Consider the following 12,389-nt stretch of genomic DNA (forward strand, 5'->3'; position numbering starts at 1 on the left):
ACGCGGGTAGGGACCGTTGTCCTGCAGTGTGCTTGGCACCAGGCGGCGTTGCTTCACCTATCGGAGAAAATGCCCCCCGCTTGAGCGAAATATCCTCTAAGTGGTCGAATTTCCTGGATTAGTCTGTGTTAATCTGGTGGGCGTCTCGGACGGCGCCAGGGGGAGCTCGACCCGGACGCAGGTGCCGGAGGCGTCGCTGGAAATGAGGATGCGGCCGCCGTGTCCGGCAATGAAACGTTGGGCGATGGTGAGGCCAAGGCCGACGTGGCTGTCGGGGGACTTGGTGGTGAAGAAGGGGTCGAAGAGCGAGGGGATCTGGTCCTGCGGTATGCCGGGACCGCTGTCGGATATGGTTATCTCGGCAAGCTCCTGCTGGGAAGAGATGGAGACGTTGATGCAACCGGGGGTGGTCCCCAGAGCTTCGCAGGCATTTTTAAGGAGTGCGATCAATGCCGTGTTGAGCAGGGTCAGCGATCCTTCCACCGTGATGTCGTGGTCGGGTTGGGACCAGTGCACCTCGGTCTCCGGCGGGGCGAGCACCGTGATCATGTCCACCAGCGGCTTCATCACCGTGACCAGTTCCAGCCGCTGCACGCCCTGGTTGGCCAGCCCCAGCTCGAGCTGTGCCATCTGTTGCACGATCAGCGCGATGCGCCCGCCACCCTCCCGGGTCTCCTGCAACAGTGCGGGGAGGTCCAGGTTGATCTGGCGCAAGCGGTGCTTCTTTTCCAGCTCGGCAATGCGCTCCTCGCTTCCGGGGTCGGCGGCGCGCAGCAGCTCGGTGAGGGCAGTTGCGTGTTGTTGCAGGGCGAGGGAGTACCGCTCCAGCGTGGTGAGGTTGCTCATCACGAAGCCGAGCGGGTTGTTGATGTAATGTGCGGCGCCGGCGGCAAGACGCGCCACGGCGCCCACCTTTTCCTGCTCGACCAGTTTTCTCTGGGTCTTTTGCAGCTTGGCGAGGGTCTGCTCCATTTCCTGGCGGGCGCGGGCCAGGGCCGACTTCTGGCGGGTGCTGCGCACGGCGGCGCGGATCCTGGCCAGGAGGTCGACCGACTGAAAGGGCTTGATGACGTAGTCGTCCGCGCCGAGATCGAGCCCCGCCGCGACCTGATCATGGGTTGATTGGGTGGTGAATAGGATGACCGAGTAGATGCGGTCGTGCAGGGTCGGGGTACGCAGGAGGTCCAGGCCGGAAAGACCGGGCATTTCCACGTCGAGGAGCACCACGTCCGGCTGCGCCGTTTGCAGGGCGGCGAGAGCGCCGGCCCCATCGACGGCCTCGCGGACGCGGTACCCCGCCGTCGCGAGCAGAGAACCCACGTATTGGCGGACAGCGGTGCTGTCGTCGACGACAAGTATTTCTGGTTGGTCGGGAAATTCGTTCATGATGCTTGTTCCGCGCGGCTTCGTTGAGGCGCCCGCACCGGCTCAGCCGACCTGGCCGGAGGCACCTCTACCTCATCGGCGCAGCCGGGATGCTTCTGAAGGGTTTTTCCGCAACCAGCTTTTCCAGATGACGGAGCCGGTCAAAAAAGGTAGTATCGGAGGCCACGCCGGCTCCCGGCAGACCAGACGTACCAGGAGAGCATTATCATGACGGACAAGAACCTGCGCCTCGAGGGGATCTACCCCCAGCGCCAGAAGGAATTTTTCATGCAGCGCGTCAAGCTTCCCGCCGGCATCATCTCGGCCGACCAGGCGCTCAAGGTGGCGCAACTCGCCAAGCGGTACGCGCGCGGGGTGGTGCACCTGACCACCAGGGGGAGCATCGAGCTGCACTGGCTCACCGAGGCGGACCTGCCGGTGGTAGCGGCACAACTGGCCCAGGTGGGACTGTACAATCGCGGTGCCTGCGGCGGCGCTGTGCGCGGCGTCATCTGCGGCAGCCTGTCGGCGGCGGGAGCGCCGGCGCTGGAGGCGCTGGTGCGTAAGATTCATCGGCATTTTACTGGCAATCCCCGTTTCGAGAAGCTCCCCAAGAAGTTCAAGATCGGCGTCGAGGCGGACACGACGAGCAAGAGGCACCTGATCCAGGACCTGGCCTTCGTTCCGGCACCTAGCGACGACGGCAGGGCGCGCTACGACGTCTACGCCGGCGGCGGTCTCGGGCGCGAACCCCAGCCGGGATTTTTGCTGGTGCAAGGGGTAGCCGAGGAGGCCCTGATACCGCTGATCGAGCGGGTGCTCGTGGAGTATGAGACCAACACGCCGCCGCCCAAGCGTCTGAAGTTTCTCGTGGGTCAGATTGGGCAGGAGGATTTCCGGCGCAGGGTGCTGGGGGAGGAGCTGGAAGAGCTGCCGCTGCCGGCGCCGACCCTGACCGGGAGCCTGGTGCCGGTACCCGCAGCGACAGAGGACCGGCTGGAGGCGCACGTCTTCGCCGGTGAGCTGAGTGCCGACGGGCTGGCTGCGCTGGCGGATGTCTCAGGGAAGTTCTGCGGCGGGATCCTCATGGTGACCGGAAACCAGACCGTGGTTATGCACCTGGTCCAGGGGAGCGAGCGGGCAGAGGCACTCGAGGCGCTGGCACTGGCGGGTTTCGCGCATCAAAGTGCGGCGGAGCGTGTCGTGTTCCGGGTCTGCCCAGGCAACCACGAGTGCATCATGGGGCTGGCCGCGACCCGCGACGTGGCGGCGGCCGTGGTGGCGGAACTCGGGGAAGAGGCGCTCAAGCTTAACTGGGCGATCTCCGGCTGCCCCAACTGCTGTGCCCAACCGCAGCTCGCGCAGGCGGGCATCGTGGCCTCCCGTCTGGTTTCTGACCAGGCCGGGCGCACCCCCCGTTTCGACCTGTACCGTGCCGGAGCCGGCCCCTTCGCCGAGCCGGTGCAGCAGGGGCTCAACCTGACCGAGCTGCTGGCGGCGGTCAAAAAGATTTAAACCCCATTCAATGTGTCGTGTGGTGATGATTGCTGCCCTAGCGATACGCGTGCCCTAAAGTTCCCCCCTTTGCGAAGGGGGGACAGGGCGATTTGCTTGCAGGGATCGTTGGATTTTCCACCCTTCACTCGTCCAGCAGCTCCCGCACCCTCGCCAGTAGTTCGTTGATCTTGATGGGCTTAGAAACGAAATGGCGGGGGTCGCCCATGGTAAGGGTGTCGGTGATGATGTCGGCCGTGTAGCCGCTCATAAAGATCACCTTCGCCCCTGGGGATATCGCGGCAATCGCCTGGTAGGCATCCCTGCCGTTCATGCGCGGCATGATCACGTCCATGATGATCAGCGCCACGCTCCCCGCAGCCGCCTGGAACTTCTCCACGGCATCGACCCCGTCCACCGCCGTGATAACCCGGTACCCGAAATCCTGCAAAAGCTCCCGCACCATGTCCCGTATCACCGCGTCGTCCTCGACCAGGAGCAGGGTCTCCTCACCGCCGTGCACGGTGTCGTCGACCTCGATGCTCTGGCTGGGGGTGGGGACGTCGATCAGGGGTAGGTACAGCCTGAACACGGTGCCGTGTCCCAGTTCGCTGTAGCAGTTGATGAAGCCCGAATGCTGCTTCACGATGCCGTACACCATGGCCAAGCCAAGGCCGGTCCCCTTGCCCGGCTCCTTGGTGGTGAAAAACGGTTCGAAGATCCTGTCCCTGGTTTTCTCGTCCATGCCGACACCGGTATCGGCCACCGTGATCAGCGCATAGCTCCCGGGGACGCCGTAGCCGTGCGCCGATACGAACTCCTGGTCCAGGATGATGCGATCGGTCGAGATGCTCAGTATGCCCCCCTTGACCATGGCGTCCCGGGCGTTGACGGCCAAGTTCATGATCACCTGCTCTATCTGTCCCGAATCCGCCAGTACCGAAAGTTCTTCTCCCCCCACCTGCATCCTGACCTCGATGTGCTCCGGTATCAGGCGTCGCAGCATGACCTCCAGGTTTACCAGGATCGTGTTCAGCCCGACCGGGACGGGGTTGGTCACCTGTTTCCTGCTGTAGGCCAACAGGCTCCGGGTCAGGTTCGCGGCCCGCTCGGAGGCCCGCAGGATCTCGCTCACCTTCCCTTGCAGGGGATGATCCTGCTCCAGCTGCACCTGCATCATCGTGCTGTAGCCGATGATCGCGGTGAGGATGTTGTTGAAATCGTGAGCGATACCGCCGGTAAGGGTGCCGATCGCCTCCATCTTCTGGGACTGGGTCAGCTGGTGCTCCAGGGCCCGTCTCTCTTCTTCGGCCTGCAGCCGGTCGGTGACGTCGTAACAGGTGCCTATGTACCCGGCGAAGTTGCCATCCAGACCGTTGAAAGGTCTCCCCATGTCGATGATCCAGCGGTAGCTGCCCGCGGCGTGGCCGAGCCGGTACTGCATCTGGAACGGTGCCCGCTGCGCGAAGGCATCGCGGTACGTTCTCAGGCAATATTCCTGGTCGTCGCAGTGTATGCCGTTGGCCCAGCCGTCGCCCAGTTCCTCCTCCAGCGGTCTTCCAGTGAAGTCGAGCCAGGTCCTGTTGAAGTAGTTGACCTTGCCGTCGGTCCCCGCCCGCCAGATCATTGCCGGGAAGTTCTCGAACAGGGTCAGGTAGAAATCCGCGGAGCGTTCCAGTTCCAGAAGCATGGTGTTGAAGGTGCGGGCCATCTGGCCGATCTCGTCGTCGGAGGTTACCGGGGCGAGTTTGTGGGCGAGGTCGCCCATGGCCGGGAGCCGCTCCAGGTGCCTGGTGAAGGAGACCAGTGGCCTGGTGAGGTACTGCATGAAGGGCCAGACCAGGCATAGCGAGAGGAGTGCGGCCAGCAGCGATCCGGCGATGAAATAGTTCCTGGCCGCGTACACCGGGGCATAGGCCTCGTCGATCGGGTAGCTAACCGCCAGGACCCAACCGGTCGAGCGCAGCCTCTTCACCGAGCGCAGCACCGGGATACCGGTTTGAGTCATGGTCTCGGAGGTCCCCTGGAAGCCCTGCAGGGCGCGCTCCAGCATTTCGTTGGCCCCCGGCAGGTCCTGGCGCAGCACTCTGCGTTTGTCCGGGTGCATGAGGACGTTGCGCCGGTTGTCGTAGAGGGACAAAAACCCCTTTTTGCCCAGTTTCAGGTCGGCCAGTGAACGCAGGAAGTGTTGCTGGCGCAGGTCGATGCTGCCGCCGAGAATGCCGGCAAGCTCGCGCTTGTCATTGAAGATGGGGACGGTGAACATGATGATGGGGTGGCTATGCTTCTGCATCGAGGCGAACGGCGGGGAGATGTAAGTGGTGCCGCGTTTCACGGTCTCCTTGTAGTAGTCGCGGAAAGAGAAGTCCATGCCGATGAAGTTCAGGTCCCGGGGGGTGGCGGCAACGAGTTTACCGGAGGAGGAGAAGAGGAACAGCGAGTTGTCGAAAAAGGCATGTTGTTTCTGCTCGGCATCGAGCAGGCGCTGGGCGTTGTCGGGGTGGGCTACTGCGTCGGCGCTGAGGCGGCCGGAGAGGTTGTGCAGCATGTTAGTGAAGTCGAAGATTCGGTCGTCGATCTGGGTCGCCAGCGAGTCCAGCAAGACGGCTTGCTGCTGCGAGATGCTCTCTTTGAAGGTCTTCTCAAAAAACAAAAAAGACCCGACGGCGGAAAACGCCATCAGGACCGCGACCAGGAGGAATACGGCCAAGGTCATCTTCGTTTTAATGCTGGTGAAAACCACAATGGCTCCGGTGGCTGCTGCTTCCCGATCCGTTTTGGTCACGGTCTATGGTCGGCACCGCTGCTTGAAGACGCAGCCTCTGTCATCCAATTCTTATAAACGCTCCTGGCTGAATCACAACGTGAATATCCTCTTTTAGTATTTGTTTTTACCAATACTTTAGCGGCTTTTTCTGGAAAAGCCAACTTCTCTGATAGATTTAGTTAATTTTTATGAGAGAGGTGTCTTGTATGTGGTTGGTATTGAAGCACTTCTCCACGTCAGGATCGGCTGGGACGGGCGATTGTAGAATGGACGCTTAGGGCCGCGGCGTCAATTTACTGTCGATTTCGACCCCGCTGGCGCCAAAGTGGACAACTATCAAGGTCTTAGCGGCGTTTACGGTGTAGATTGCGGCTAGCAGTAGTTCTTCTATCCACGTTAGCTGTGGAGAACTATGTGGAGAACCCGGGGGTAGCAGCATGAAAATGGCGTAATGGGGAGGTCTCCAGCAGATTGCACCAATTTTAGGCAGCGAAAAGCGGCGAGATTACTGGCGCCGCCAACGATTTGGCGGCCGGGTTTGGAACACAAAAAAAGGGGGGCAAAGCCCCCCTTGTGACAGTAACAAATTTGACTATGCCATTACGAAAAGGAGCTCCTCTTTTTCGACTTTGCCCCCTTCCTTGCACTTCACCTCGGCGACGATGCCGTCTTCCTTGGCCTTGATGTTGGTCTCCATCTTCATGGCCTCGGTCACGGCGAGGATGTCTCCCGCCTTGACGGCGTCACCGACCTTGACGTTAAGCTTGATGACCTTGCCCGGCATGGGCGCACCGACGTGCTTGGGGTTGCCCTTGTCTGCCTTCTCGTGGCCGGCCTCGTCGCTTTGCACTGACTGGTCGCGCACGGTGACGCTCCTCGCGTTGCCGTTGAGCTCGAAGTAGATCTTCTTGGTGCCGTCGGGCTGGGTCTTGCCGATGGCGTTGAGCTTCACGATCAGGGTCTTGCCCGGCTGCAGCTCGATGGAGGTTTCCTGGCCCGGCTCAAGGCCGTAGAAGAAGATCGGGGTCGGGATCACCGAGACGTCGGAGAACTCCTGGCGGTGCTTGGCGTACTCCACGTAGACGCTCGGATACATCATGTAGGACATGAGTTCCTCGTCGTTGACGGGGTGTCCCACCTTGGCCTCGGCCGTGACGCGCTCCTTCTCGAAGTCGGCCGGCTCCAGCAGCTCGCCCGGGCGGCAGGTAATGGGCTCCTGCCCCTTGAGGATGATCTTCTGCAGTTCCTTGGGGAAACCCTGGTAGGGCTGGCCGATCATCCCCTTGAAGAAACCGACCACGGATTCGGGGAACGCAAGGTCGGCGCCGGGGGCGAAGACGTCTTCGGGTTCGAGGTTGTTCTTCACCAGGAACATGGCCATGTCGCCCACCACCTTGGAGGAGGGGGTGACCTTGACCACGTCGCCGAAGAGGAGGTTCACCTTGTGGTACATCTCCTTGCACTCTTCCCAACGCTCGATGAGGCCCAGACCTGCGACCTGCGGCTTGTAGTTGGAGTACTGGCCGCCCGGAATCTCGTGGTGGTACACCTCGGCGGTGCCGCTTTTCAGCCCGGACTCGAAGGGGGCGTAGTAGTCGCGTACCGTCTCCCAGTAGTTGGCGAGCTGCTGCAGGCCGCGCTCGTTCACCTGCGGGTCGAACTCGGTCCCCTTCAGGGTCGCCACCAGCGCGTTCAGGTTAGGCTGCGACGTGAGGCCGGAGATGGAGGACAGCGCCGCGTCGACGATATCCACGCCCGCCTGCGCCGCCATGAGCAGCAGCGAACCGCCGTTGCCGGAGGTGTCGTGGGTGTGCAGGTGCACCGGGATACCGATTTCCTCCTTGAGCGCCTTGACCAGCTGGTAGCCGGCGTAGGGCTTCAACAGGCCCGCCATGTCCTTGATGGCGAGGATGTGCGCGCCCATCTTCTCCAGTTCTTTTGCCATCGAGACGTAGTAGGAGAGCGGGTACTTGGTGCGGGTGGGATCGGAGATGTCACCGGTGTAGCAGATGGCGGCCTCGCAGATCTTGCCCGACTTCTGCACCGCCTCCATCGCCACCTGCATGCCACGGGTCCAGTTGAGCGAGTCGAAGACGCGGAAGACGTCGACGCCGGATTCGGCCGCCTGCGCCACGAAGCGCTGCACCACGTTGTCAGGATAGTTGGTGTAGCCAACCGCGTTGGAGCCGCGCAGGAGCATCTGGAACAGGACGTTGGGGATCGCCTCGGTGAGCGCGTGCAGCCTCTGCCAGGGATCCTCCTTCAAAAAGCGCATGGAGACGTCGAAGGTGGCGCCCCCCCAACACTCCAGGGAGAAGAGGTCGCTGGCCAGGTGCGAGGTGGCGTCGGCGACCTTCAACAGGTCATAGGTCCTGACGCGGGTGGCCAAAAGCGACTGGTGCGCGTCGCGCATGGTGGTGTCGGTGAGCAGCAGTTTCTTCTGCTCCAGTACCCACTTGGCGAGCCCCTCGGCACCCTTCTCGCGCAGGATGTCCTTGGTCCCCTTGGGTTTCTGGCCGAAGGGGTCGTACTCGGGCACGGCCGCCTCGATGAGCTCTACGGAGCGCAGCGGCTTGGCCACGCCGGCCGAGCCGTTGACGATGACGTCGCCCAGGAAGTTGAGCACCTTGTTGGCGCGGTCCTTCTTCTCCGGGATCACCAAAAGCTCCGGGTGCTGGTCGATGAAGGAGGTGTTGCACTCGCCGGCCAGGAACACCGGGTGGGTGATCACGTTCTCCAGGAAACCGATGTTGGTCTTCACGCCGCGCACACGGAATTCCTGGAGGCTTCGGTCCATGATGTGGGCGGCCTCGGTGAAGGTGAGCCCCCAGGCGCTGACTTTGACCAGCAGCGAGTCGTAGTGCGGCGTGATCTGTGCGCCGGTGAAGGCGTTGCCCGCGTCGAGGCGGACGCCGCAACCGGCGGAGCTGCGGTAGGTGGTGAGCGTCCCGAAGTCGGGCGCGAAGTTGTTGGTCGGGTCTTCCGTAGTGATGCGGCACTGGATGGCGAAGCCGCGCATCTCGATGGACCCCTGGTTGGGGATGTTGATCTCCGGGTCGGAAAGGCGCTTGCCTTCCGCGATCAGGATCTGCGCCTGCACCAGGTTGCGGCCGGTGATCATCTCGGTGACCGTGTGCTCGACCTGGATACGGGGATTCATTTCGATGAAGTAGTAGCGTCCTTCCTCGTCGAGAAGGAACTCGACGGTGCCGGCGTTACGGTACCCCACCTGCTTGGCGATCTTCAGGGCGTCGGTGCACAGGGCGAGGCGGGTGTCACCGGGAAGAGCCAGTGATGGGGCGAACTCGACCACCTTCTGGTGGCGGCGCTGGATCGAGCAGTCACGCTCGTAGAAGTGCACCAGGCTGCCGTAGCCGTCGCCTAACACCTGCACCTCGATGTGCTTGGGGTTTTTCAGGTAGCGCTCCAGGAACACAGAGGGATCGCCGAAGGAAGCCTTGGCCTCGGAGGAGGCGGACTGCAGCCCCTCCAGGAGCTCTTTCTGGTTGGTGGCGACACGCATGCCGCGCCCGCCACCGCCGGCCGCCGCCTTGATGATGATCGGATAGCCGTAGTTCTTGGCGAAGATGAGGGCTTCTTCCTCGTGAACGATGGGTTCCTCGGTGCCGGGAACGGTGGCGACGCCGGCGGCCTTGGCCACCTTCCTCGCGGCCACCTTGTCGCCCAGAGCGCGTTGCATCTCTGCCGTCGGTCCAATGAAGGCGATGCCGTTTTGCTCGCACTTCTCGGCGAACTCGGCGTTCTCGGCCAGGAAGCCGTAACCGGGATGGATGGCGTCGACTTCGCGCTTCTTGGCCAGAGCGATGATCTCGTCGATGCCGAGGTAGGCGTCGATGGGGGCTTTCCCCTTGCCGACCTGGTACGCTTCATCAGCCTTGTAGCGGTGCAGCGAGAGCTTGTCCTCTTCCGAATAGATGGCAACCGTGCTGATGCCGAGTTCGGTGCAGGCGCGGAAGATCCTGATTGCGATCTCCCCGCGGTTAGCTGCCATCACCTTCCTGAATTTCCGTGCTTCCATTTCCTCTCCTTTAGTGGGGGTATTTTTTTACCGAGACTAAAACAAATGATGGAAATTTTATTGCCGTTTTAAAACAGCCATCGCCACATTGGTAAAACCAATTTCCCTTTAATTTCTGAGGGTTTAATTGTGTATTCAAAGGGAGGCATATAAAAGCAGATTCCCTTTCGAATGTCAATCATGGAATCATGTTATATTTTTGTATACTTTCGCCAAACCAGAATAGACTACCACGGGGATAAGGTTTTGCTTGCCTTGGCGTCCAGAACTTCCTATCTTTGCCAGATGATCATGCAAGGAACGGCGGTAAACGCGGCGGCAATCGTTATCGGCAGTGCCCTCGGCTTGAAGGCGGGTCACCTCATCTCCAGCAAGGTGCGGGGCACCGTCATGGCCGGGCTCGGGCTTGCCGTACTACTTATCGGCATCCAGCTCGCCTTCAAGAGTCAGCAACCGATGATTATTATCGGTTCGCTCATCGGTGGGGGGATCATCGGCGAGCTGCTCGGCATCGAGGCGCGCCTGGAGGCGTTCGGCAACTGGATCGGCGACCGCTTCAAGGGGAGCGGCCGGATATCCGAAGGGTTCGTGACCGCGAGCCTGCTCTACTGCGTGGGGGCCATGGCCATCATGGGGGCGCTCCAGGACGGGCTCGGCTCCCGCCCGGACATCCTCTACGCCAAGGCGGCGCTGGACGGCATCGCCTCGGTGGCGCTCGCCTCGACCCTCGGCGCGGGCGTGCTCTTCTCGGCGCTGCCCCTCTTCCTCTACCAGGGTGCCATCACCCTCTCGGCCACCCTGGCCCAGCAGATTCTGACCCCGGTGGTGGTGCAGGAAATGAACGCGGTGGGGGGGCTTTTGATCCTCGCTATCGGGCTCGACATGCTCGGGGTCAAGCGGGTCCCGGTGGGCAACCTGCTCCCCGCCGTGTTCCTGGCACCTCCCCTGGTGATGCTCTTCGTGTCGTAAACCTTGACATTCCCTCTAATAATTTAATAACATGCAGTACTTCGCCCACCTTCGCGCTTTGCGCTTCGGTGGGCAGGCCCGTTTCTCACCTTGCCCTGCGGGCTTCGGTGGGCAGGCTCCACTTTAGCTTCGCTTTTTGGGCTGAGTGGAGGGACTGGGTGAGAGGATTGGCGCGAGTCCCCTCCCTCACCCGCCCTGCGGGCACCCTCTCCCACAGGGAGAGGGGACGAGAAAGATCATCGCCAAGCTGGAAAAGTAATTGGAGAAAAGATTTTGGCCTGGAAAGCAATCGGGATATTCGATTCCGGCGTGGGCGGGTTGACCGTCCTTAAAGAAATTGTGCAGACGCTCCCCCAGGAGGACACCATCTACCTCGGGGATACCGCCCGCGTTCCTTACGGCACCAAGTCGCCTGAAACCGTCGTTCGCTACTCGCGCCAGATCGCGCGCTACCTCCTGAACCGTGACATCAAGCTCCTGGTCGTGGCCTGCAATACCGCTTCGGCGGTGGCGCTCTCCGCGCTGCAGCAGGAGTTCGACATCCCGATCGTCGGGGTTATCGAGCCCGGCGCCCGCGCCGCAGCCGCCGCCACCAGGACCGGCAAGGTCGGTGTCATTGGTACCGCCGCCACCGTGGCTTCCTCCGCGTACACCAAGGCGATCAAGAGGATCAACCCCGACATCGAGGTGGTAAATCGCGCCTGCCCGTTGTTCGTCCCGCTGGCCGAGGAGGGGTGGGTGGAAAACGAGGTGACCAGGATGACTGCGCACATCTACCTGGAAGACCTGAAGGCGCAGGGAGTGGACACCCTGGTGCTCGGTTGCACCCATTACCCCATCCTCAAGGACGTTATCGCCCAGGTTATGGGACCGGAGGTGACCCTGGTGGATTCCGCGGCGGAAACCGCGCGCACCGTGGCGCAGATCCTCACCGAGCAGGGCCTGTTGCGGCCGGAGAACGAGCGGGGCAATCACCACTACTACGTCACCGACATCCCGGCCGGTTTCATCAGGGTCGGTAATCGTTTCCTCGGCGGCGAGCTCGGAGACGTGTACCAGGTGAGCCTGGAGCAGGAGCAGGAAGGAGGGGAAGGTGAAGAGACGTACTAACAGGGCCAAAGGCGTCCTGCTGATCGCCTTCCTGGTGTTTGCCGTGGTGGTCAGCCTGCTGGTGTTCAGAAAGTACCAGACCGCGACCAAGGTGACGCCGCCGGCCGCCCCGGCAGAGCAGGTTGACACCCGCGTGGTGACCCTGTTCTTCTCCAACCAGGACGGATCGTCGCTGGCGCGCGAAGGGCGCGAGATCGCGGTCGAGGATACCACCGACGACATGATCGCCAGCGTGGTGGACGAGCTGGTGGTGGGGCCGCTGGGGGACCTGGCACCGACCCTGCCGCACAACGCGAAGGTGATCGGGGCGCGCCTGGATGGGGACGTAGCGCAGGTGAATTTCTCCAAGGAGCTAGTGGATAGCCTGCCCGAGGGGAGTTCCGCCGAGATGACCGCGGTCTACTCCGTGGTCGACACCGTGGTGGCCAACTTCCCGCAGGTGAAAGCCGTGCGCTTCCTGGTGGACGGTGTGCCGGTCAAGGAGCTCAAGGGGCACCTGGACCTCTCCGCCCCCATCCCGGCGGATTTTACGCTGGAGAAGAAGGAGGCGCCTGCGGCGCCGGAAAAACAGTAAACCGAAAGCGGAACACAGAGGACACCGAGGTCCACAGAGTATCAGGAAGAGCTTGCGCCAATACCCTCTCC

General features: G+C 62.0%; 7 protein-coding genes. 4 read left to right on the forward strand and 3 right to left on the reverse strand.

Translation table 11 applies throughout. The annotated features are described in order from the left end of the window. Window positions 1-96: 96 nt before the first annotated feature. Window positions 97-1,386 (reverse strand): sensor histidine kinase, encoded by a 1,290-nt coding sequence (locus tag K7R21_RS16275; protein WP_224984327.1) that lies wholly within the window; start codon window positions 1,384-1,386, stop codon window positions 97-99. A gap of 207 nt (window positions 1,387-1,593) precedes the next feature. Between K7R21_RS16275 and K7R21_RS16280 the strand changes: the two genes are divergently transcribed. Continuing rightward, entirely contained in the window at window positions 1,594-2,880 is a 1,287-nt protein-coding gene (locus K7R21_RS16280; RefSeq protein WP_263630720.1) for a nitrite/sulfite reductase, read from the forward strand. Between the two features lie 124 nt (window positions 2,881-3,004). On the opposite strand, the gene K7R21_RS16285 is transcribed toward K7R21_RS16280, so the two are convergent. Further along, complete coding sequence (locus K7R21_RS16285) at window positions 3,005-5,602, reverse strand: cache domain-containing protein (protein ID WP_224984328.1); 2,598 nt, start codon at window positions 5,600-5,602, stop codon at window positions 3,005-3,007. Window positions 5,603-6,218: 616 nt separating this feature from the next. Then, window positions 6,219-9,665, reverse strand: coding sequence for a pyruvate carboxylase (locus tag K7R21_RS16290; protein ID WP_224984329.1), 3,447 nt, complete (start codon window positions 9,663-9,665; stop codon window positions 6,219-6,221). Between the two features lie 291 nt (window positions 9,666-9,956). Between K7R21_RS16290 and K7R21_RS16295 the strand changes: the two genes are divergently transcribed. The 3 genes from K7R21_RS16295 to K7R21_RS16305 all read left to right on the forward strand — a co-directional run bounded on the left by K7R21_RS16295 (window position 9,957) and on the right by K7R21_RS16305 (window position 12,318). Further along, window positions 9,957-10,634 carry a DUF554 domain-containing protein gene (locus K7R21_RS16295; protein ID WP_224984330.1) on the forward strand — a complete coding sequence of 226 codons (678 nt, stop codon included), beginning with the start codon at window positions 9,957-9,959 and terminating at the stop codon, window positions 10,632-10,634. Window positions 10,635-10,907: 273 nt separating this feature from the next. Further along, a complete protein-coding gene (gene murI, locus K7R21_RS16300) occupies window positions 10,908-11,744 on the forward strand; it encodes a glutamate racemase (RefSeq protein WP_224984331.1) in 837 nt (278 codons plus the stop codon). After that, window positions 11,728-12,318: a GerMN domain-containing protein gene (locus K7R21_RS16305; RefSeq protein WP_224984332.1), complete on the forward strand. Its 591-nt coding sequence runs from the start codon at window positions 11,728-11,730 to the stop codon at window positions 12,316-12,318. Before murI ends, K7R21_RS16305 begins: the two co-directional genes overlap by 17 nt. Window positions 12,319-12,389 lie beyond the last annotated feature (71 nt).

It is taken from the genome of Geomonas agri (assembly GCF_020179605.1).
Taxonomy (GTDB): domain Bacteria; phylum Desulfobacterota; class Desulfuromonadia; order Geobacterales; family Geobacteraceae; genus Geomonas; species Geomonas agri.

Bases quoted from the DNA above. Each gene is read 5' to 3' on its own strand.
- K7R21_RS16275 (WP_224984327.1), bottom strand. From the start codon at position 1,386: ATGAACGAATTTCCCGACCAACCAGAAATACTTGTCGTCGACGACAGC.
- K7R21_RS16280 (WP_263630720.1), top strand. From the start codon at position 1,594: ATGACGGACAAGAACCTGCGCCTCGAGGGGATCTACCCCCAGCGCCAG.
- K7R21_RS16290 (WP_224984329.1), bottom strand. From the start codon at position 9,665: ATGGAAGCACGGAAATTCAGGAAGGTGATGGCAGCTAACCGCGGGGAG.
- K7R21_RS16295 (WP_224984330.1), top strand. From the start codon at position 9,957: ATGCAAGGAACGGCGGTAAACGCGGCGGCAATCGTTATCGGCAGTGCC.